Raw genomic sequence first — 22,431 nt, 5'->3', positions numbered from 1 at the left:
GACTGTCGGCAGGACATCAGCGGCGCGTGAGGAGGATGGCGTGGCAATCAGCAAAATTCTGGTGGCAAACAGGTCCGAGATCGCTATCCGCGTCTTTCGCGCGGCCAACGAATTGGGGCTCAAGACGGTCGCCGTCTTTGCCGAGGAAGACAAGCTCGCCCTGCACCGGTTCAAGTCCGACGAGGCCTACCAGATCGGCAAGGGAATGGGGCCGATCGAGGCCTATCTCTCGATCGACGAGATCATCCGGGTCGCCAAGGAAAGCGGGGCCGACGCCATTCACCCTGGTTACGGTCTTCTTTCTGAAAGTCCGGAGTTCGCCGAGGCCTGCGCCGAGAACGGCATCACGTTCATCGGTCCCTCGCCGGACACGATGCGCAAGCTCGGCAACAAGGTCGCAGCGCGCAACCTGGCGATTGCCGCCGGTGTTCCGGTGATGCCGGCGACCGATCCGCTGCCCGACGATCTGGAGGTCGTCAAGTCCGAGGCGCTGCGCGTCGGCTATCCGGTGATGCTGAAGGCGTCCTGGGGCGGCGGTGGGCGCGGCATGCGCGTCATCCGCGACGAAGAGCAACTCCTGAAGGACGTGATCACCGCCAAGCGCGAGGCGAAGGCCGCCTTCGGCAAGGACGAGGTCTATCTGGAGAAACTGGTCGAGCGCGCCCGTCACGTCGAGGTGCAGATTCTCGGCGACAAGCACGGCAACGTCGTCCATCTCTTCGAGCGCGACTGCTCGGTGCAGCGGCGCCACCAGAAGGTCGTGGAGCGCGCGCCCGCGCCCTACCTCACGGACGGCCAGCGCGCCGAACTGACGGGTTACGGCCTGAAGATCGCCAAGGCGACGGACTACTACGGCGCGGGCACGGTCGAGTTCCTGATGGATGCCGACACCGGCGCCTTCTACTTCATTGAGGTCAATCCGCGCATCCAGGTCGAGCACACGGTCACCGAGGAGGTGACCGGCATCGACATTGTCAAGGCGCAGATCCACATCCTCGACGGCGCCGCCATCGGCACGCCGGAATCGGGCGTTCCAGCGCAGGACAAGATCGTCCTCAACGGCCATGCCCTGCAGTGCCGCATCACGACGGAAGACCCGGAACAGAATTTCATTCCCGACTATGGTCGCATCACCGCCTATCGCGGCGCGACCGGTTTCGGCATCCGTCTCGACGGCGGCACCGCCTATTCGGGCGCGGTGATCACCCGCTTCTACGATCCGCTGCTGGAAAAGGTGACGGCCTGGGCGCCGACGGCGGACGAGGCGATCCAGCGCATGCACCGGGCGCTGCGCGAGTTCCGCATCCGCGGTGTCGCGACCAACCTCGCCTTCCTCGAAAACATCATCACCAACCCGAAATTCCACGACAACACCTACACCACCCGCTTCATCGACGAGACGCCGGAGCTGTTCGATCAGGTCCGGCGCCGCGACCGCGCGACCAAGCTCCTGACCTACATCGCCGACGTGACCGTCAACGGCCATCCGGAGACGCGCAATCGTCCCGCGCCTCCGGCCCACGCACGCAAGCCCCAGGCGCCCGTCTACAAGACGGAGATCCAGAAGGGCACGCGCGATCTCCTGAAGGAACTCGGCCCGAAGAAGTTCGCGGACTGGATGCGGGCCGAGAAGCGGACCCTCATCACCGACACGACGATGCGCGACGGCCACCAGTCGGCGCTCGCCACCCGCATCCGCACCCACGACATCGTCGGCATTGCGGACGCCTATGCGCGCGGCCTGCCGGGGCTCTTTTCCCTGGAATGCTGGGGCGGGGCGACCTTCGACGTCTCGATGCGCTTCCTCACCGAAGACCCGTGGGAGCGGCTGCATCTCGTTCGCGACAAGGCGCCGAACATCCTCCTGCAGGCGCTTGTGCGCGGAGCGAACGGCGTCGGCTACATGAGCTATCCCGACAGCGCGGTCGAATTCTTCATCAAGGAAGCGGCCGCGAATGGCGTCGATCTCTTCCGCGTCTTCGACTGCCTCAACTGGGTGGAGAGCATGCGCGTCTCCATCGACGCGATCCTGGAGACCGGCAAGCTCTGCGAGGGCGCGATCTGCTACACCGGCGACATGCTGGACCCGGCACGGTCGAAATACGATCTCAAATATTATCTCGACCTTGCCAAACAGCTGGAAGCGGCCGGTTGCCATATCCTGTGCATCAAGGACATGGGCGGCCTGATGAAGCCGAACGCGGCGAAGGTGCTGTTCAAGGCGCTGCGCGAACAGACCGACCTGCCGCTGCATTTCCACACGCACGACACGTCGGGAATTTCTGCGGCGAGCGTTCTCGCGGCGGTCGAGGCGGGCGTCGACGCGGTGGATGCCGCGATGGACGGCCTTTCGGGCCTGACCTCGCAGCCGTCCCTCGGTTCGCTGGTTGCCGCTCTGGAGCGCACCGAATATGCGACGGGGCTCGACCAGAAGGTGACCCGGGACATTTCGGTCTACTGGGAGACTGTGCGTCAGCAGTACGCGGCCTTCGAATCCGACCTCAAGGGGCCGGCGGCGGAGGTCTATCTGCACGAAATGCCGGGCGGCCAGTTCACCAATCTCAAGGAGCAGGCGCGCTCGCTTGGCCTCGATGGACGCTGGCACGAGGTTGCGGAGACCTATGCGGCGGTCAACAAGATGTTCGGCGACATCGTCAAGGTCACGCCGTCGTCCAAGGTCGTCGGCGACATGGCGCTGATGATGGTTTCCTCCGGGCTGACCGTCGCCGATGTTGAGGACCCCAAGCGCGACGTCGCCTTCCCGGACAGTGTCGTGATGCTCTTCCGCGGCGAGCTTGGACAGCCGCCGGGTGGCTGGCCGAAGGAGCTTCAGAAGAAGATCCTGAAGGGCGAGGCGCCGGTGACGGAACGTCCCGGCAAGATGCTGCCGCCGGTCGATCTCGACGCCATCAAGAAAGACCTCAGCGGCAAGCCGGGCGTCGAAGGCCCGACGGGCACGGAGATCGCCTCCTACCTGATGTATCCGAAGGTCTTCACCGACTACGCGGCGCTTGCCGATATCTATGGCCCGACCTCTGCCCTGCCGACGCCGGTCTATTTCTACGGCCTTCCCGAAGAGCAGGAGATCTCGGTCGAGATCGAGCAGGGCAAGTCGCTCGTGATCCGCTGTCAGGCGATTGGCCGGACGGACGAAGACGGCATGGTTCGGGTCTTCTTCGAATTGAACGGCCAGCCGCGCATGGTCAAGGTTCCGGATCGGGCCGCGGCGGCCGCTGGCATCGGTGTCAAGCGCACCGCCGATCCGACCAACCCCAACCACGTGGCGGCACCGATGCCGGGCGTCGTCTCGACGCTCGCGGTCAAGCCGGGGCAGGCGGTGAAGGCGGGCGACGTTCTCCTCTCCATCGAGGCGATGAAGATGGAGACCTCGATCCATGCGGAGCGCGACGGCACGATCGCCGAGGTTGCCGTTCATGCCGGCTCGCAGATCGACGCCAAGGATCTTCTGGTCGTCTACGAGGGATAGACCCCATCGGCAGAAACAGGAAAGGCCCGGTCATCGACCGGGCCTTTTTTCGTTCTCGGACGCCTCAATTCAGCGCGAGGGCGGAACCATCATCTGGCCGTTGATCCGCACCGAGCCGTTGGCGGCGACGGCGATCTCCCAGGTGGCGCTGCCGTCGGGATTGGTCTTGGCGAGGCCCTTGGCGAAGGTGAGGCCCATGGCCGCTCCCGCCGCCTCGGGATCGTTGGCGGCCTCGGCCTGAATGGCGGCCATGGTTTCGTCGAGGCCCTTCATCGTGATCGTCGCGGTGCCCTCGACGATCGGCTGCGGCTCGGCCGGCACGATGTCGAAATCACCCGTGGCATTGGCCGTATAAAGGGACGACAACACGGTGGTCGGCTGGATCGTCACATGCACCTTGCCGGTCGGCAGTGCCAGCTTGGCAAGCTGCTCCTCCACCTGCGGTGTGACAGGCTTGGGATCGTTGATGTCCATCTCGCTGACGAAGAGCTTCGAGGGGGCCTCCAGGTCCATGCCGTCGACGCCCAGGCCGACATCGAAGGCCGTCGGGACGAGCTGCACGGCCCACGGTGGAATGCCGACTGGCGGGAAGGCCAGATTCTCGGCCTTCACACCGAGGCTCATTTCTGCCTTGGCAACGAGGCCCGACATGGCGAAGCGCATGCCGAAGTTGTCCATGGTCACGGGACCCATCGGCGATTCGACGGCCAGCGAGGCCATGCTGAGGGTCTGGTCGTGATGATCGAAGAGCGGCAGGGCGGCATTGACCAGCGACTTGAACTCGCTCTCGTTTTCCGCGGCCAGCTTGTCTTCCTTGTTGTGGGCGACGATGAAGGCCAGAAGATCGAGGATCGCCCGGCCCTTGAGCGCCTTGACGGCGAAGTCCTGGCCGATCTGCCGGACCGAAAGCTGCATCGGCGGAGCGTCGGGGATCGTGAAGGTTTCGTCGAGGCTGTCGATGCCCGCATTCCCCTCGATATCGGAGACGCCGTCGCTAACGGCCGTGCCGGACATCGTCACCGAGATGTTCTTCTCTTCGGCCTGAACGCCGGGCCCGGTCATGCTGAAGCCGTTGCTGCGACCGGTGTAGGAGCGGAAGACACCGAGGGACGGATCGAAGATGCCGTCGCCGTCGATCGGGCCGTCGAAGGTGTAGGTGAAGGTCTCCGGTCCGTGCGGCGGGTTGAGCGTCATCGTCACGGAGGAGGGCGTGGAGTCGTTGCGCACGCGCCAGGTGCCGTCATCGAGCGGCTCGGCCGTGAAGGCGGCCTTTCCGTCGACCGTGACAGAGCCGGACTCGCTCGGAACCAGCTTGACGAGCTTTTCCGTGTCGAGCGTCACCAGATAGCTCTCGCCGCGCGGCGTGATCGACACATAGCCCTTGTCGAAGGCGTCCTTGCCGATGTAGCGGGCGAATTCGTCGGCTAGCGCCTTGGCGCCGTCGGCGGTGATCTCAGCGGAATAGGCCGGGCCTGCGGCGACGACAAGTGTGGCCAGTGAAATGGCCGACAGACGGCGAAGCATCGATTTCCCCCTCCAGAGCGGAGCTTCCGACACGTTCGTCGATCTGGCTCCGGGACCCTGATCAAATCAATTGGTAGCAAAAAAACGGTGACAGCGGCAGCGCAGACCGGATGCCGGCCTCGGCCCGCATCGGCTCGCGCGCATTTCTGACCATACCGGTGAGCATGTCAAATGAATGGCGCGTCATGACGCCGCGACTTGACGTTTTGGTTGTCAAGCTCTCAACCCGGCGCCCGCAAGTCCTTGTCCGTGGGGCAGGTTCCCGTCAGATGGCGTGACCCGCCAGAAGCTTCGGCATGTCGCCGCTGTCGCCGGCGGCTTCCTTGATGAAATGCTTCTTGAGGCGCGGAAGCCGGTCGACGAGGCCGAGCCCGATGTCGCGAATCATGCGGACCGGCGCGATGTCGTTGGAAAAGAGGCGGTTGAGGATGTCTGTGACGACGGCCATCTCGACCGTGTCGAAGCGGCGCCAGGTCTGGTAGCGCTCCAGGACATCGAGGGCGCCGGGGTCCTGCCCGAGGCGGATGGCCTCGACGAGCACCTCGGCCAGCGCCGCCACGTCGCGAAAGCCCATGTTGAGCCCTTGGCCTGCGATCGGATGGATGCCGTGGGCGGCATCGCCGGCAAGCGCAAGGCGCGGGCGGACGAAGTCGCGGGCCAGCGTCAGCCCCAGCGGGAAGGCGGCGCGCTGGCCGATCACCTTCACCTCGCCGAAGCGGTGGCCGAGACGGCGCATCAGTTCGCTCTCGAAGAGGAAATCGTCCTTCACCAGCCGCTCGGCGAGCGCGGTCTTTTCCGACCAGACAAGCGACGACCGGTTGCCGGGCAGCGGCAGGGTCGCGAAGGGCCCGGAGGGAAGGAAATGCTCTTCCGCCCGGCCTTCGTGTGGATATTCGTGCTCGATGGTCGTGACAATGCCGGACTGGCCGTAGCTCCAGGACGAGGTGCGGATGCCGGCGAGGGTCCGGATGCGCGAGCGCACGCCGTCGGCGGCGACAAGCAGGCTTGCCGAGAGTGTCCCGCCCGAAGCGAGCGATGCCACCGCGCGGCCCGGCTCGACGACGAAATTCACCACCCGGTCGGGGGCGATGATCGTCACGCCGGCCTCGGTCGCGGCGATGGCAAGGGCGCGCACCATCACGGCATTTGGCACCATGTGGGCGAAGGGTTCGCCGTCGTCGGTCCGTCCGTCGAAGGTCAGGAAGACCGGGCGCACACGGTCGTCGAGGCGCGAATCCGTAATGATCATGTCGAGGATCGGCTGGGAGTGCGGCTCGATGGCCTCCCAGACGCCGAGCGAGGCGAGCATGCGCCGGGCCGCGGCGGCGATGGCGGAGGCGCGCAGATCCTTGGCGGCTTCCTCCGGATCGGTCTGGGGCGGGCGGGCGTCGACGAGCGCGACCTTCAGGCCGGGCAGGGCGCGGGCAAGGGCAAGGGCCAGCGACAGGCCGACATAGCCGCCGCCCGCGATCACGATGTCCTGACGGTCGTCGGTGGCTGCCATGATCCTGTTCCCGTCTTTCGGGCGTCACCTTGTCGCTCGCGGTGCGCCGGCCGGTGCCGAATGGGCCTCTGGTGAGGATGTCTGGCCGTTATATAAGGAGATCCGTCGCAAGGGTCCATGAAACAGATCAAGGCATTGCGGTCCGAACCGTGCGCAGGCCGCGCCGCGCCCCGGACATGTGAAGCAAGAGGGAGTGAATGATGCAGGCGATCGAGGAGATCCTGAGGCTGGAGCGGATCGAGCGCAATCTCTTTCGCGGCGTCAGCCCGAATGTCGGCTGGCAGAGGGTCTTCGGCGGTCTGGTAATTGCGCAGGCCCTGAACGCGGCCACCCAGACGGTGGCCAAGGAGCGGCTGGCGCATTCGCTGCACGCCTATTTCCTCCTGCCTGGCGATCCGACGATCCCCATCATCTACGATGTCGACCGCATCCGCGACGGCGGCAGCTTCACGACCCGGCGCGTCGTGGCGATCCAGAACGGACGGGCGATCTTCTCTCTGGCGGCCTCCTTCCATGTCGCCGAGCCGGGCCTTGAGCACCAGATGGACATGCCGGAGGGCATTCCTGATCCGGACAGCCTGCCGGGCCAGGAGGAGATGGTGGCGCATCACCTCCAGGAAGCACCGGAGCCGATCCGGCGTTACTGGGAGCGGCCGCGCCCGGTCGAACTGCGGCCCGTCGACATCGCCCGCTACATGCGGCGCGACGACGGCAAGCCGAGCCAGTTGCTCTGGTTCCGCATGTGCGATCCTCTTCCCGACGACGACGGCCTGCACCGGGCGGCGCTGGCCTATGTGTCGGACATGACGCTGCTGGACACGGCTCTCTACGCGCATGGCAAGGCCGTCTTCGATCCCGATCTCCAGTCCGCGAGCCTCGATCACGCCATCTGGTTCCACCGGCCGTTCCGGCTCGACGACTGGATGCTCTATGCGCAGGAGAGCCCGGCAAGCGCCGGCGGGCGGGGCTTCACGCGCGGCTCCATCTACAGCCGCGACGGCGCACTGGTCGCGTCCGTCGCCCAGGAGGGTCTGATCCGGCCGCGCCGGCAGGGCTGATTTCTTCTTCTTCTTCTTCTCGGCTTCCAATGCAAGAAGGCCCGGCGGGTTCGCCGGGCCTTCGCTTTTTTATCTCGGGGCCTGATCGGCCAGACCGTCAGAGACGGGCCGAGCCGACACCGAACTCCGGATAGGCCTCGACGCCAATCTCGGCCTGATCGAGACCCATGGCCTCTTCTTCCTCGCTGACGCGAATGCCGACAGTGACCTTCAGGACCATCCAGACGATGCCGCTGGCAACCAGGGTGAAGATGCCGATGGCGGCGATGCCGGTGGCCTGCGTGGCAAAGGACGTGCCGTCGTTGGAGATCGGCACGGCGATGGTGCCCCAGATGCCGCAGAGCAGGTGGACCGGAAGCGCGCCGACGACGTCGTCGATCTTCATCTTGTCGAACATCGGCACGGTGATGACGACGATGATGCCGCCGATGGCGCCGATGACAATCGACAGCAGCGGCGAGGGCATCAGCGGCTCGGCGGTGATGGAAACGAGACCGGCGAGAGCGCCGTTGAGCGCCATGGTGACGTCGACCTTCTTGTAGAGGATCTGGGTCAGGATCATGGCCGCGACGACGCCGCCGCAGGCAGCGAGGTTGGTGTTGGCGAAAATGCGCGAGACGTCGGAAACGTCACCGATGGTTCCCATGGCCAGCTGCGATGCGCCGTTGAAGCCGAACCAGCCGAGCCAGAGAATGAAGGTGCCGAGCGTTGCCAGCGGCATGGAGGAGCCGGGGATCGCATTGATCTGGCCGTTCGGGCCATACTTGCCCTTGCGCGCGCCGAGGATGAGGGCGCCCGACAGGGCCGCCCAGCCGCCGACCGAGTGAACGAGCGTGGAACCGGCGAAGTCGGAGAAGCCCATTTCGCTCAGCCAGCCGGCACCCCACTGCCAGGAACCGGTGATCGGGTAGAGGATACCGGTCAGGATGACCGTGAAGATCAGGAACGGCCAGAGCTTGATGCGCTCGGCGAGCGTGCCCGACACGATCGAGGCGGTCGTCGCGCAGAAGACCATCTGGAAGAACCAGTCGGACGCCGTCGAATAGCCGGTGTCGAGCGCATTGCCGCCGACCGGATCGAAGGAATAGGGCCCGAAGCTGCCCATGTAGCCGCCGTCGACGCCGACATACATCAGCTTGTAGCCGGTGATCCAGAACATGATGCCGGCGACCGCATAGAGGGCGATGTTCTTCAGGCACTGCATCGACACGTTCTTGGTGCGGACGAGGCCGGCCTCCAGCATGGCGAAGCCGGCGGCCATCCACATCACGAGGAAGCCGCCCATCAGGAACAGGAGAGTGTTGAAAATATAGGCAGTGTCGGCGACGGGCGCGAAAGCCGGTGCTTCTGCCGCTGGCGCAGCATCCTGGCCGAAGGCCGGCATCGACGCCAGCACCAGGGCCGCTGTCAGGCCAAGGAGAGACTTGGGGTGCTTCATTACTGATCTTCCTTATCTTCTCGGATCAAGTCTTGCCGGAGAATGCCGGGCTCAGAGGGCTTCCATGTCGGTCTCGCCGGTGCGGATGCGCACGGCCTGATCGAGGCTGAAGACGAAAATCTTGCCGTCGCCGATCTGGCCGGTCTTGGCGGCGGCGGTGATGCCGTCGACGACCTTTTCGGCAAGGTCGGTCGCAACGGCGACCTCGATCTTCAGCTTCGGGAGGAAGCTCACGGCATATTCGGCGCCGCGATAGATTTCCGTGTGGCCCTTCTGGCGCCCGTACCCCTTGACCTCGGTCACGGTGAGACCGTGAACGCCGATCGCCGTCAGGGCATCACGCACCTCGTCCAGCTTGAATGGCTTGATGATCGCCATGACTATTTTCATTGGCCTTGCTTTCCTTCCTCTCACCGGCGCCGACACAGTCTGGCTGCTCCGGTCCCCTCGATTGCGGACTGCGGCAGATCCCCGCCTGCCGAAATTCCGCTCAATTCTCATCCGCCCGGCAGCCCAGGCACTTGCCCTGACTGGCGGCGAGCGATCCGAACGCCAAAGATTGCCTTGAAGGGTTTCTCCCGGCGGCGCCGTCCCCCGACGGACCGTTTCCGGCAGTGGCCAGGCGGTGCCCGGCCCTCTAGATTTGATCGGCTGCCTTATCGTTTATCTCGATGCGGCACGGCCAATTGTTCTGCCCCCAACAAAGCTTGCCCGACCTGTCAGAACGAATATCGATCCAAGAGATCGGGCGCTTTGGCTATTGATCGCAATTGGGTGAAACAATCTTCGTGCCAAGTCGCCGATAGATTGTCCAGCGCGCCAGATTAATCGTTTTAGTATGATGGAAATAGGCTTGTTGCCGTTAAGGAATACAGGTGTCTGCGGGCGAAATTCACGATTGCGGCGAATTGCTCAAAAACGCATCGTATGCACCGGCTGCTGAGCGACGCTGCGTCCGATAACGGCATAATAAATGGGCAAATGATTATCTGTTGCGCAATTTTGCGCCTTAATTTGGCCTAGGTTTGGCCGCGGCGGGCCAACTCGATTGGCGCTGCAACAAGACTGACGCGCCGACGTGGGCGGCTAAATCGCCGCCGGAGGGCTGAATCAGGCACTTGGCACGAAGATTGTTAAGAAAGGTACCGTGGGCCGCAGACTTGTGGCGGGCCTGTCCAATGCGTTCGATCCGAGCCGCAACTGGCGGGGGAGGGGGAGAAGGCGTGACGGCATCCATAAAAAGGCGTTCGGCCAACGAATCATTTTGTCGTTCTGCAGCAAAAGGCACGTCCATGAAGTTCCTAAAAATCGTACCAGCGGCCGCCGCGATGGCCGCTCTGGCGGCTTTGCCCGCATTCGGGCAGGATGCTCCCGCCGAAGCGCCCGCGGTTGCGGCCGCGACAGTCGACAAGGGTGACGTGACCTGGATGATGCTCTGCACCATCCTGGTTCTCATGATGACCGTTCCCGGCCTTGCCCTGTTCTACGGCGGCCTCGTGCGTGCCAAGAACATGCTGTCGGTCCTGATGCAGGTCATGGTCGTCGCGTCGCTCGTCATGCTCCTCTGGGTCATCTACGGCTACAGCTTCGCCTTCGGTGGCGGCACCAGCCCCTACTGGGGTGGTCTCGGCAAGCTCTTCCTTGCCGGCGTGACCCCGGACTCCACCTCGGCAACCTTCACCGAAGGCGTCGAAATCCCCGAGTATGTGTTCATCTGCTTCCAGATGACCTTCGCGGCCATCACGCCCGCCCTGATCGTCGGCGCCTTCGCCGAGCGCATCAAGTTCTCGGCCGTGCTGCTGTTCTGCGCGCTCTGGGTCACCTTCGTCTATTTCCCGGTCGCCCACATGGTCTGGGATGCGTCCGGCTTCCTCTTCAACCTCGGTGCGATTGACTTTGCCGGCGGCACGGTGGTCCACATCAACGCCGGTATCGCGGGTCTCGTCGGCTGCATCATGGTCGGCAAGCGCACGGGCTACCCGAAGGAAATGATGGCGCCGCACTCCATGACCCTCACCATGGTCGGTGCCTCGCTTCTCTGGGTCGGCTGGTTCGGCTTCAATGCCGGCTCCAACCTCGAGGCCAATGGCACGACAACGCTCGTGATGATGAACACCTTCATCGCGACCGCGGCCGCCTGCGTTGCCTGGTGCCTCATCGAAACCATCACCCGCGGCAAGGCCTCGATGCTGGGTGCTGCCTCGGGCGTCGTTGCCGGCCTCGTCGCCATCACCCCGGCCTGCGGCACCTCCGGTCCGATCGGCTCGATCGTGCTCGGTGCCATCGCGGCGCTCGGCTGCTACTTCTTCGTCTCCGTCGTGAAGCCGAAGATGGGTTATGACGACAGCCTCGACGTCTTCGGCGTCCATGGCATCGGCGGCATCATCGGCGCCATCGGCACCGGCGTCTTCATGGCGCCCGGCCTCGGCGGCACCGGCGGTGACGACTTCTCCATCTCCTCGCAGGTCATCATCCAGATCGAGGCGGTCGTCACGACGATCATCTGGAGCGGCATCCTCTCCATCGTGCTCTTCAAGGTCGTCGACATCATCGTCGGGCTGCGTCCGAGCCTGGAAGCGGAACGCGGCGGTCTCGACCTGTCGAGCCACGGCGAGTCGGCCTACCACAACAGCTAAGCCTGACCCCCGGGTTCACCCGGTTCGTCCCACACAGGCTGTCCGCAAATCCTTGCGGGCAGCCGGAGAAAATGTCTTCCGGCGACGGCAGGTCATTGAAAAAGGACTACTCTTTTTTCATGAAGCCTCTAAGTTGATGTCGAAGGGCATGGGAGGAGCCCGGTTTTCTTCTGCGGCATTTGCTGCCGCAGAATGACCCGGCAGGCAGCAACATCCCGGCCCCAAGAAAAGGCCGCAGTGTCGAGCACCGGTCCGGCTGACCGGCGAGCCAAGGCAATAAGGGAGATCAGACCCTATGAAGATCATCATGGCCATCATCAAGCCGTTCAAGCTGGACGAGGTGCGTGACGCCCTCACAGCGATCGGCGTCCATGGCCTTACCGTGACCGAGGTGAAGGGTTACGGCCGCCAGAAGGGCCACACGGAAATCTATCGCGGCGCCGAATATGCCGTGAGCTTCCTTCCGAAGCTCAAGGTCGAGGTCGCCGTCCCGACGGATCAGACCGAAAAGGTCGTCGAGGCGATCACCAGCGCTGCCAAGACCGGTCAGATCGGCGACGGCAAGATTTTCGTCTACGGCATCGACCAGGCCGTGCGCATCCGCACGGGCGAGACCGATACCGACGCGCTCTGAGGCAAGACCTGCCGCCGGTCGTCGGTGCGTGCTTCGAAACTGCCGGGTTGGCGGGTGAAGGAGCGGACCGGCCGGACAGGGCCAAGGAAACATGAGATTGAAAGGGTCGGCGACAGCCGGCCCTTTTTTTATCGGCCCCGCTGGCGAGCCTCTCGCCTTCCGGCATTTTTGACCCTGTCTTCGCGGTCCGCGCGGACCGGCCTGCTTCATTTCCTGGTGATCTCCACCAACGCGCCGCAGTTGCGAATTAAAGCCGTCTTAACCACGCGTCTTTAGGCTTTGGTCATGGTTCACAGCCGAGCCGGACAGCGCATGAATTGCGTCCCGGCGACGGCTGTCCGACCGCGGGACCGGATCCGGATCACGATATGACTGCCGCCCTGAATGCCTTGCGAACATCGCCCTTCCAGCGCGCGGCAGCGCTGATCGAGAACGTGCGTCCGGGCGCCGACGTGCTCGATCTCACCATCGGCGAGCCGAGACACAAGGTGCCGGACTTCGTTGCGGCAACGCTTGCCGGCTCTATCGCGGACTTCGGACGCTATCCGCCGATCCGTGGCAGTCTTGCCTTTCGTCAGGCGGTCGCGGGCTGGCTCCAGCGCCGCTATGGCCTCGGCACATCCGTCGACGAGGATAAGGGTGTCCTGCCGCTCAACGGATCGCGGGACGGGCTCTTTTCGGCCTCCATCGAGGCGATCGGGCAGGCGAGGGCGCGCGGCGTCGAGCGACCGGCCGTGCTGATCCCCAATCCCTTCTATGCCGTCTATGCCTCGGGCGCGGAGATCGCCGGCGCGGAGCCCGTTCTCCTGCCGGCGGGGCCGGAGACCGGCTATCTGCCGGATATCGGCGCGGTGCCGACCGCAACGCTGGAGCGGACGGTCGCCTTCTATTTCGCATCGCCCGCCAATCCGCAGGGCGCGGTCGCCAGCCTCGATCAGTGGACGAGGCTGATCGAGACGGCGCGGAAGCACGACTTCCTGCTCTTTGCCGATGAATGCTACTCGGAGATCTGGCGCGGGGCACCGCCGGCCGGTGTCCTTGAGGCGGCGGACCGCCTTGGCGGGGGACATGGCAAGGTCATCGCCTTCAATTCGCTTTCCAAGCGGTCGAACCTGCCGGGCCTGCGCTGCGGTTTTGCCGCCGGCGATCCGGAGTTCCTCTCGCGCTGGGCCGTCTCGCGCAATATCTATGCGCCGCAGGTGCCGCTGCCGGTGCAGGCCGTGGCCGTGGCCGCGCTTTCGGACGAGGCGCATGTTGCGGAAAACAGGCGTCTCTACGATGCGAAATTCGATGCGGCGCAAGCGATCCTTGGCGATTGCGATCTCGGAGCATCGGTCCTGCGCCCGGCCGGCGGCTTCTTCCTCTGGCTCGATGTCTCGATGCAGGGCGGGGGTGAAATCGTGACGCGGCGCCTTTTCGAGGATGCCGGTGTTAAGGTGCTGCCGGGTGGCTATCTGGCCATGACCGATCCGGATCACGGCAATCCGGGTGACAATTATATCCGCGTGGCCATGGTCGACGACCAGGCCCGAACGGAACTGGCGCTGCGACGGATCGCCGATGTCCTGAAGAGCCGCGCCTTGCAGGGAGCAACTGTTTGATCATGATCGCCATGCTGATCATCCTTCTTGACCGCCTGACGTCCATGCTGACCGCCATGACCGATCCCGTGGCCGGCATTCCGTGCCTTGCCTATGCGCCCGGGCGCCGGCCCGACGGCGCCGGCTTCGGCGAGGAGGACGAGGAAGAGGACGAGGACGACGAGGAAATCGACGAAGACGGCAAGACTCCTGCAAAGTCTTCGTAAGGAAGATTGGTGCATCGTCTTTACCGACCGAATCGAACTGAAGCCGGACCGAAGGGCCCGGTCATGCCGCGGGGCCTCCGGCGTCAAGCCGGATGGACCTTCGGAGGCGGCAGCGAGCCGGACACGTTAAGGGGCTCGTTGTCAGGATTTTACGAAACGTCATACCTGTCGAGAAATGCGTAGCATGCGTCTATCGAGAACGCTCAATTCCGCCAAGATGTCCTCGGACCACCGTCTGCGGCAGGTCTTGCGCCGCAATTTCGCCGGCGCGGGCGGCCTCGTTCTCATCGCCTTGTCGGCGGCGCTCGCGGCGGCGCTCGCGACATGGTCGGTCGACGATCCGAGCTGGAGCCATGCGACCGCGGCCGATCTGCCGGTGCGCAATGCGCTGGGGCATGGCGGTGCCATCATCGCAGATTTCGTCATGCAGTTCGTCGGGCTCACCTCGGCGGTCTTTCTCATTCCGGTGGTGACGTGGGGATGGTCGCTGCTGTCCGGACGGCGTGTTTCGATCGCCCGTGGCCGCATCCTCGCCTGGGCTGCCGGCGTCTGCATCGCGGCTGCCTGCATTGGCGTTCTGCCGGTGCCGCAGGCGTGGCCGCTTCCGATGGGCCTTGGCGGTTATCTCGGCGATCTCGTGCTGGAAATCCCGGCGGTCTTCTCCGGCGGCCTGATTTCGGGAACCTACCGGGTCATCGTCGGCGTGGTGACCGCTGTCCTGGGGCTTGGCCTGATGGCCTATGCCTCCGGCTTTCCGGCGGGCGCCGACGAGGAAGAAGACCTTGCCTTCGATGGCCCGCTCGAGGATGACGAGCCGGACGAGGAGCCGCAGCGCGGCGGTTTCCTGGCGGGCGTCACCGGTCTCGTCTCGCACTCCATCCTGTCGCTGCGCTTCTCGCTCGGCCGCAGGTTCGGGCGGCGGGAGCCCAACTTCGCCTATCCCGGCGAAGAGATCTTCGATCCGACGGACTTCGAGCCGGATCCCTATGTTCCCGAACCGCCGCACCGTCAGGCGCGGCGCCGGCAGATTCACGTCCCGCCGGACTATGACGCCCGCCGCGAACCGGTGATGGCCGAGATGGCGCGTGGCCGGGCGGTGCAGGTGGAAGCGCCGGAACGTCCGATCCCGGTCGAAGGCGAGCGTCGGCTCGGACGTCTGGTGCGCAATCTGGCCGCCTCCGACGAGGCGATGGACGGCTACGGCGAGGCCTATCATCCGGCGCCGGTGCAGCGGCAGGGCCGCATGGCGCCGGTTCCGCCGCCCGTCGAGGTGGCCGTTCCGCGTGCGCACTGGCAGGATGCCGCCTACGAGCAGGACATGATGCCCGAGGAACGGGCTATGGGTTCGGTGCATATGGAGCCGGCCGCGCGGGTCATGCCGCGTCCCGATCCGACGGTCGTTCCGCCGCCGCGTCCCTTGCGCGGCCCGGCCGCCCTGCGCAGGCCCGCACCGGCTCCGGAACCGGAGCACGACTACGATGGCTCCGACCAGCCGGAGCAGGATTTCGGTCACGATGCCGGCGGCTGGGAAGATGCCGATCCGGTGCCGGTGACGCCGCAGAAGCGCGGCGGATGGCTGCGCCCGCGGTCCGCCGATGCGCGCGTCGAGCCGCCCATGGTCTCCCGTCCGGTTGCGCGGCCCCAAGCGCGTCCGCCGGCCGCGCCTCCGCCCGCCTTTGCCCGTGACGGGCGCGGACAGCCGCACGCCGACACCAGCGGCGCCGAACAGGGGCCGCCGATGGCCCCGCGCGTGACGCCGGCCGCCCCGCCGCCGAAGCCCGGCCGCCGCCTCGTCAACGATGCCCAGCCGCGCCTGCCGGGTCACGAGGAGGGCTATGTCTTCCCGCCGCTGCAGCTTCTCGCCGAGCCGCGCGCCGATGGTCAGGTCAAGATTTCCTCCGATGCGCTGGAACAGAATGCCCGCATTCTGGAAGGCGTTCTCGACGACTTCGGCGTCAAGGGCGAGATCATCCATGTGCGTCCCGGCCCCGTCGTGACGCTCTACGAACTGGAACCGGCGCCGGGCATCAAGTCGAGCCGAGTCATCGGCCTTGCCGACGACATCGCCCGTTCGATGAGCGCCATCGCGGCGCGCGTGGCGGTCATCCCCGGCAAGAACGCCATCGGCATCGAACTGCCGAACCAGCACCGGGAGATGGTCTACCTGCGCGAAATCCTCGGCAGCGAGGAATTCGAGCGCACCAAGGCGCGCCTCGCGCTGGCGCTCGGCAAGACCATCGGCGGCGAGAGCGTCATCGTCGACCTTGCCCGCACGCCGCACATGCTGGTCGCCGGCACCACCGGCTCGGGCAAGTCGGTCGCCATCAACACGATGATTATGTCGCTGCTCTACCGGCTGACGCCGGAGCAGTGCCGCCTGATCATGATCGACCCCAAGATGCTGGAGCTTTCCGTTTATGACGGCATTCCGCACCTCCTGACGCCGGTCGTCACCGACCCGAAGAAGGCGGTGGTGGCGCTCAAGTGGACGGTCCGCGAGATGGAGGACCGCTACAAGAAGATGGCCAAGATCGGCGTGCGCAACATCGACGGCTTCAACGCCCGTGTTTCGCAGGCGATGGAAAAGGGCGAGCAGATCAGCCGGACCGTGCAGACGGGTTTCGATCGCGAAACCGGCGAGCCGATCTTCGAGACCGAGGAATTCGACCTGCAGCCGATGCCGTTCATTGTCGTCATCATCGACGAGATGGCCGACCTGATGATGGTCGCGGGCAAGGAAATCGAGGGCGCGGTGCAGCGGCTTGCCCAGATGGCGCGCGCGGCCGGCATCCACGTCGTCATGGCGACGCAGCGTCCGTCCGTGGACGTCATCACCGGCACTATCAAGGCCAACTTCCCGACCCGCGTCTCCTTCCAGGTGACGTCGAAGATCGACAGCCGCACCATCCTCGGCGAGCAGGGCGCCGAGCAGCTCCTCGGCCAGGGCGACATGCTCTACATGGCGGGCGGCGGGCGCATCCAGCGCGTTCACGGCCCCTTCGTCTCCGACGTGGAGGTCGAGGAGATCGTCGCGCACCTGAAGACGCAAGGGGTGCCGGACTATCTCGACGCCATCACCGAGGAAGACGAAGAGGCGAGCCCCTATGACGGTGGCGGCGCGCCCGGCGGCGACAGCGGTTCGGGCGAAGGCGCCGACCTCTACGATCAGGCGATCGCGGTCGTCCTGCGCGACAAGAAGGTCTCCACCAGCTACATCCAGCGCCGGCTCGGCATCGGCTACAACCGTGCTGCCTCGATCATCGAGCGCATGGAGCAGGAAGGCATCGTTTCGCCCGCCAACCACGCCGGCAAGCGCGAGATCCTGATGGAGGATCGCCACGGCGGCGGCAACGACTACGACGACGATCCGTTCTGACGACGGGGAGGGCGCGCGCCGGCGCCCACTTGCCGCCACGGACGGTCAATAACACATAGGGTTGGAGGAACGGCGCAGGAGCGCCGGCCTCAGGAAGACGACAAGGACAGGACCCATGATCGCATTCAGCCGCCGCCAGTTGATCCGCCGTGCCGCGGCCTTCGGGACGCTGGCGATCGTTGGGGGCGGGCTCGTCTCGCCCGCTTTTGCGGTGCCCAATCTCGGCGGGCTCACCGCCGAGCAGATCGACAAGGTGAAGGCGGTCAACAACTACTTCAACTCGATCGACACGCTGGAAGGCAAGTTCATCCAGACTGGTCCGGACGGCAGCATGGCGGAGGGCTATTTCGTCCTCGACCGGCCCGGCAAGATGCGCTTCCGCTACGCGCCGCCGACGAAGATGGACATCATCTCCGACGGCAAGACGGTGGCGATCGACGACAAGGTGGCGCGGGACCAGACGCTGGTCTTCCTCTCCGACACGCCGCTGCGCTTCCTCCTGGACAAGAATATCGATCTCACCAAGGAGGCGGTGGTGAAGTCCGTCAGCATGGAGGACGATCTCCTGACGGTCGTCCTTGAGGACCCGGGCACCTTCGCCTCCGGCAAGCTGACGTTGATCTTCGACGGACGCACGGTGGAGCTGCGCCAGTGGACCGTCACCGACGCGCAGGGGCTCGACACGACGGTTGCGGTCTACGACCTGAAGTCGGGCGTTGCGACCAAGCCCGAATGGTTCAAGATCAATTTCTCGCTCTACAAGTGAGCGTCCTGCACGACAGCATGGAATGAGAAACGGCCGGAGCGATCCGGCCGCTTTGCGTCGATCAGGCGCTGGTTTGCCTCGTCCTCACGATGCGTCTCGTCTCCTGCCGGGTGGAAGGGCAGGCGTTGCTCAATGCTCTCGTGAGAGAAATGCCGCGATCTCGTCGACGATCCTTGCGTGGATGGCGGCCCGGTCCGTTGCCGCCGGATCGTCGCAGATCGGATCATCCTCCTCCTCGCGCAGGATTTGCGCAGCATCGGGCTTGCAAAGGCCAAGGAAGGTGTAATGGATCGCCGGGCTGATCCTAACGTAGTCCGCCCGGGGCAGACGGTGAGCGAGATCGCTTCCCTTCGGTCCGACGTCACCGGCGAGCCCGAGGCTCATGCCTTTCCAATCCGGCGGCGCAATGAGATTGATCAGCAGAACCGGCAGGTTCATCGACGAAAGGCTCTGCTCGGTCATGCCGTAGGTCATTCCGGGATCGATGGTGACAATGGTTGTGACCCGCGGATCCTTGGCATCGGCGGTAAATCCCTTCGGAACGTCGGTGAAATCGACGCTGCCCCTGGCGAAGAAGTGGCAGTCGGCGGCCTCAGCGCCGAACCGGTCGCAGTATTCGCGGTATTTCTGCGGATCGAGGCGTGCGCCGCCGAGATGGAGCGCTGTCGCGCCGCCGAGAGAAAAGCCGAGTGCAGTGACGTGCGAGCGGTCGACGTGTGGGCCGAAGGCAGGGTCGGCAAGAAGCTTGTCGAGCGCCGCCGACAGATCGGCGGCGCGCTCGTCGAACCGCAGCGAGCGACGGGGTGAGGAATCTCCCGATGTGCTGCCCGGGTGATTGACGGCAAGCACCATCATGCCGCGCCGGGCGAGCGCCGACGAAAGCCATCCGAGCGAGTCCATATTGCCGCCGGAGCCATGCGACAGCAGGACGAGCGGACGTGTGCCGTCCGCAACCGCCGCGCCGACATTGGCATATGTTCCCCTGAACACCGCGTCGTCGCCGACCAGGCCTCGATAGGTGGGTGTCTTGACCGGATACCACACCGTGGCATCGACGGGGCGGGCGCGGTGGGGAAGGAGCATGTCCATTCGGTCGTAACCGGCGATCGGATCGGCGGATGCACTGGATATTGCCGAGGTGGCGGCAAGAATGAAAGCGGCGAGGTAAGCGCAGGGTCTCATGGAAAGAGCTCCGTGTTGACGCATTGGGTGCGGACTCTTTCTTCAGGAATCACGGCGTTGAAGCGTCCTCGAACCGGTTTCAGGTCGCGCGAAACCGGATTTGGGACCATTGCAGTGCGGCGGACAGGACCTTAATCCAGTCCGACCACCGCGTTCCGGCTCATCGTCATGATCGGCCAGATCCTGTTTTGCTTTTTGTCGTTGGTGCCCGATGCTGGCTTTGCCTGTTCCCTTGATCGTTGCGATCGTCCTGGCTTTTCTCGTTATCAGAATACTGGTCGTGAAGGACAGACCGTGGCTGTTGGCGGTGCTCATCGGCGTCTGCGGCCTGCAGAGCCTAATCGTGGCCCTCAACCAGTATTATGGGTTCGGTGGTCTTGGCAGGGTTCAGCCTGTCACGGCCACCGTCATTCCACCGCTTGCCTGGGTCATCTTTCAGGTGACGGCGGTGCGCCCGTTCTCCCGCTCGCTCGATGTGCCGCATGCGGCCGTTCCCTTGTTCGCAGCCTTCTGCGTTGTTTTTGCCCCGATGGCGGTCGACGTCGTCGTCTGCGGCGTCTTCCTGATCTACGGTGGGCTGATGCTGAATGGGCTGCGTGCCGGTCCGGACGGGTTGCCCCGCATGCGCCTTGAAGCCGGCGAGAGGCCTGAACTCGTCTGGCGCGTGATTGCGCTTGCCCTCATTCTGTCGGCCGTCAACGACGGACTGATCGCGCTCGTCCTGGCACAGGGAATGGACTGGCTGAAGCCGCTCATCGTTGGCGGCTTTTCATCTCTGGCCCTGCTCGCCATCGGCATCCTCGGCCTGTCGCAGAGCCTTGCGCAGGAGCCGGACGATGCCGCCCGGCAAAGAGAGGCCGACGAGGATCCGGGCGTTGTGGAAGAACACGCCGCCCTGATGTCCCGGTTGCGCCATCTGCTGAACGAGGAACCGCTCTATCTCGATCCGAACCTGACGCTGGCGCGTCTTGCAAGGCGTCTCGGCGTTCCGGCAAAGCACCTGTCGACGGCGATCAACCGGGGTAGCGGCCAGAATGTCTCGCGTTTCATCAACGATTTCCGGATTCGGCATGCCTGCGCGCTGCTGGCGCGCGGCGACAGCGTGACGAGCGCCATGCTCGAAAGCGGCTTCAACACCAAGTCGAACTTCAATCGCGAATTCCTGCGTGTCTCGGGCGTCGCGCCGAGTGCCTGGCTGGCGCAGCAGGTGGACGCCGAACCCGCCGGAGAGGCGGCACCGGCCCATCCGAGCGAAAGTCGAGCGAGTTGAGGGGCCTTGTCGTTCCGGCCCGAATCTTCATCTGGTTGAAGCACTGGGCGCAAGAAACAAAACGGCCGGATCGCTCCGGCCGTTTGTCGTTTCAGCGGTTCGCAAGTTGGCGTGTCATTTCCAGTCGCGGATGTCGACGAAGTGACCCGCGACGGCGGCGGCGGCGGCCATGGCCGGCGAGACGAGGTGCGTGCGGCCCTTGAAGCCCTGACGACCCTCGAAGTTGCGGTTCGAGGTCGAGGCGCAGCGCTCGCCCGGAGAAAGCTTGTCGGGGTTCATGGCAAGGCACATGGAGCAGCCCGGCTCGCGCCATTCGAAGCCGGCCTCGATGAAGATCTTGTCGAGGCCTTCGGCCTCGGCCTGGTCCTTCACCAGGCCGGAGCCCGGGACGACCATCGCCAGCTTGATGTTGCCGGCGATCTTCTTGTCCTTGACCACGGCGGCGGCGGCGCGAAGATCCTCGATGCGGCCGTTGGTGCAGGAGCCGATGAAGACCTTGTCGAGCATGATGTCGGTGATCTTCGTGCCGGGCTTCAGGCCCATATACTCCAGCGCACGCCACTTGGAGGTGCGCTTGCCTTCATTCTCGATCTCGTCCGGGTTCGGCACGACGCCGGTGACGGAGGTGACGTCCTCGGGCGAGGAGCCCCAGGAGACGATCGGCGGCAGGCTGGCCGCGTCGAGCCGGACCTCGCGGTCGAAATGGGCGCCTTCGTCGGAAAACAGCGTCTTCCAGTAGGCCATGGCGCTTTCGAGCACTTCGCCCTTCGGCGCCATGGGGCGGTTCAGGATATAGTCGAAGGTCTTCTCGTCGGGGGCGATGAGGCCCGCGCGGGCGCCGCCCTCGATCGACATGTTGCAGACCGTCATGCGGCCTTCCATCGAGAGCGAGCGGATCGCCTCGCCGGCATATTCCATGACGTAGCCGGTGCCGCCGGCGGTGCCGATCTCGCCGATGATCGCGAGGATGATGTCCTTGGCGGTCACGCCGTCCGGCAGCTTGCCGTCGACGGTGATCCGCATGTTCTTCGCCTTCTTCTGGATCAGCGTCTGGGTGGCGAGCACGTGCTCGACCTCAGAGGTGCCGATGCCGTGGGCGAGCGCGCCGAAGGCGCCGTGCGTCGAGGTATGGCTGTCGCCGCAGACGATGGTCATGCCGGGCAGGGTGAAGCCCTGCTCGGGGCCGACAACGTGGACGATGCCCTGGCGCTTGTCGAACTCGTCATAGTATTCGATGCCGAATTCCCTGGTGTTTTCGGCGAGCGCGGCGATCTGGGCGGCCGATTCCGGGTCCTCGTTGGGCTTGGAACGGTCGGTGGTCGGCACGTTGTGGTCGACGACGGCGAGCGTCTTCTTCGGCTGGTGAACCGGGCGGCCGGCCGTGCGCAGGCCCTCGAAGGCCTGCGGGCTCGTCACCTCGTGGATGAGGTGGCGGTCGATATAGAGCAGGCTCGTGCCGTCCTCGGCGGTCTCGACCACATGGTCGTCCCAGATCTTGTCATAGAGCGTGCGCGGATTGGTCGTCATCTTGGGCCTCTTGGGGCATTGCCTCTTTGGGCGTCACATTCGAATGAAACGGAAAAAACGAAACGCGGTCAGCGTCGAAGCAAGCTGTCCGAGGCGAGGAGGGCGGCAAAGAACCGACCCGGCAGGCGCGCGTGATCGGAGACGGCGGCGAACTCCACCATCGTCGGAACATGATCACGGGTCATGTGTCTCGTCTTCGTCATGGCGGTGCATATAGCAGCG

General features: G+C 64.9%; 15 protein-coding genes. 9 read left to right on the top strand and 6 right to left on the bottom strand.

The window, feature by feature from the left end; all coding sequences use genetic code 11:
• Nucleotides 1-40 precede the first annotated feature (40 nt).
• On the top strand, nucleotides 41-3,487 hold the full coding sequence (gene pyc, locus HDIA_RS20255; RefSeq protein ID WP_099557804.1) for a pyruvate carboxylase: 3,447 nt from the start codon (nucleotides 41-43) through the stop codon (nucleotides 3,485-3,487).
• 69 nt (nucleotides 3,488-3,556) lie between these two features.
• Here pyc and HDIA_RS20250 read toward each other — a convergent pair whose 3' ends face one another.
• On the bottom strand, nucleotides 3,557-5,011 hold the full coding sequence (locus HDIA_RS20250; protein WP_099557803.1) for a hypothetical protein: 1,455 nt from the start codon (nucleotides 5,009-5,011) through the stop codon (nucleotides 3,557-3,559).
• Nucleotides 5,012-5,276: 265 nt separating this feature from the next.
• The gene (locus HDIA_RS20245) at nucleotides 5,277-6,515 is read right to left on the bottom strand and encodes a ubiquinone biosynthesis hydroxylase (protein ID WP_099557802.1); all 1,239 of its coding nucleotides are present in this window, start codon (nucleotides 6,513-6,515) and stop codon (nucleotides 5,277-5,279) included.
• A 197-nt stretch (nucleotides 6,516-6,712) separates the two neighbouring features.
• Here HDIA_RS20245 and tesB point away from each other — a divergent pair, with 197 nt between their 5' ends.
• Nucleotides 6,713-7,573: an acyl-CoA thioesterase II gene (gene tesB / locus HDIA_RS20240; protein ID WP_099557801.1), complete on the top strand. Its 861-nt coding sequence runs from the start codon at nucleotides 6,713-6,715 to the stop codon at nucleotides 7,571-7,573.
• Between the two features lie 97 nt (nucleotides 7,574-7,670).
• Here tesB and HDIA_RS20235 read toward each other — a convergent pair whose 3' ends face one another.
• Together HDIA_RS20235 and HDIA_RS20230 are read right to left on the bottom strand one after the other, a co-directional pair.
• Nucleotides 7,671-9,011 carry an ammonium transporter gene (locus HDIA_RS20235; RefSeq protein WP_099557800.1) on the bottom strand — a complete coding sequence of 447 codons (1,341 nt, stop codon included), beginning with the start codon at nucleotides 9,009-9,011 and terminating at the stop codon, nucleotides 7,671-7,673.
• Nucleotides 9,012-9,062: 51 nt separating this feature from the next.
• Entirely contained in the window at nucleotides 9,063-9,401 is a 339-nt protein-coding gene (locus HDIA_RS20230; RefSeq protein WP_099557799.1) for a P-II family nitrogen regulator, read from the bottom strand.
• A 902-nt stretch (nucleotides 9,402-10,303) separates the two neighbouring features.
• On the opposite strand from HDIA_RS20230, the gene HDIA_RS20225 reads away from it, so the two are divergent.
• The 6 genes from HDIA_RS20225 (at nucleotide 10,304) to HDIA_RS20200 (ending at nucleotide 18,230) form a co-directional block, all read left to right on the top strand.
• Entirely contained in the window at nucleotides 10,304-11,647 is a 1,344-nt protein-coding gene (locus HDIA_RS20225; protein WP_099557798.1) for an ammonium transporter, read from the top strand.
• A 295-nt stretch (nucleotides 11,648-11,942) separates the two neighbouring features.
• Nucleotides 11,943-12,281, top strand: coding sequence for a P-II family nitrogen regulator (locus HDIA_RS20220; RefSeq protein ID WP_099557797.1), 339 nt, complete (start codon nucleotides 11,943-11,945; stop codon nucleotides 12,279-12,281).
• A 368-nt stretch (nucleotides 12,282-12,649) separates the two neighbouring features.
• Nucleotides 12,650-13,882: an aminotransferase class I/II-fold pyridoxal phosphate-dependent enzyme gene (locus HDIA_RS20215; RefSeq protein WP_099559051.1), complete on the top strand. Its 1,233-nt coding sequence runs from the start codon at nucleotides 12,650-12,652 to the stop codon at nucleotides 13,880-13,882.
• 2 nt (nucleotides 13,883-13,884) lie between these two features.
• Nucleotides 13,885-14,088 (top strand): hypothetical protein, encoded by a 204-nt coding sequence (locus tag HDIA_RS20210; RefSeq protein ID WP_157775753.1) that lies wholly within the window; start codon nucleotides 13,885-13,887, stop codon nucleotides 14,086-14,088.
• A gap of 184 nt (nucleotides 14,089-14,272) precedes the next feature.
• Nucleotides 14,273-17,464 carry a DNA translocase FtsK gene (locus tag HDIA_RS20205; protein WP_162292674.1) on the top strand — a complete coding sequence of 1,064 codons (3,192 nt, stop codon included), beginning with the start codon at nucleotides 14,273-14,275 and terminating at the stop codon, nucleotides 17,462-17,464.
• A 115-nt stretch (nucleotides 17,465-17,579) separates the two neighbouring features.
• Nucleotides 17,580-18,230, top strand: a complete 651-nt coding sequence (locus HDIA_RS20200; RefSeq protein WP_099557794.1) for a LolA family protein — start codon at nucleotides 17,580-17,582, stop codon at nucleotides 18,228-18,230.
• Between the two features lie 129 nt (nucleotides 18,231-18,359).
• Here HDIA_RS20200 and HDIA_RS20195 read toward each other — a convergent pair whose 3' ends face one another.
• On the bottom strand, nucleotides 18,360-19,412 hold the full coding sequence (locus HDIA_RS20195; RefSeq protein ID WP_099557793.1) for an alpha/beta hydrolase family protein: 1,053 nt from the start codon (nucleotides 19,410-19,412) through the stop codon (nucleotides 18,360-18,362).
• Between the two features lie 280 nt (nucleotides 19,413-19,692).
• Here HDIA_RS20195 and HDIA_RS20190 point away from each other — a divergent pair, with 280 nt between their 5' ends.
• Nucleotides 19,693-20,682 (top strand): helix-turn-helix domain-containing protein, encoded by a 990-nt coding sequence (locus HDIA_RS20190; RefSeq protein ID WP_245884002.1) that lies wholly within the window; start codon nucleotides 19,693-19,695, stop codon nucleotides 20,680-20,682.
• A gap of 114 nt (nucleotides 20,683-20,796) precedes the next feature.
• Here HDIA_RS20190 and leuC read toward each other — a convergent pair whose 3' ends face one another.
• Entirely contained in the window at nucleotides 20,797-22,209 is a 1,413-nt protein-coding gene (gene leuC, locus HDIA_RS20185; protein WP_099557791.1) for a 3-isopropylmalate dehydratase large subunit, read from the bottom strand.
• Nucleotides 22,210-22,431: the final 222 nt, after the last annotated feature.

The sequence above is a fragment of the Hartmannibacter diazotrophicus genome, assembly GCF_900231165.1.
GTDB lineage: Bacteria > Pseudomonadota > Alphaproteobacteria > Rhizobiales > Pleomorphomonadaceae > Hartmannibacter > Hartmannibacter diazotrophicus.
This window is presented reverse-complemented; position numbering and strand designations above follow the sequence as displayed.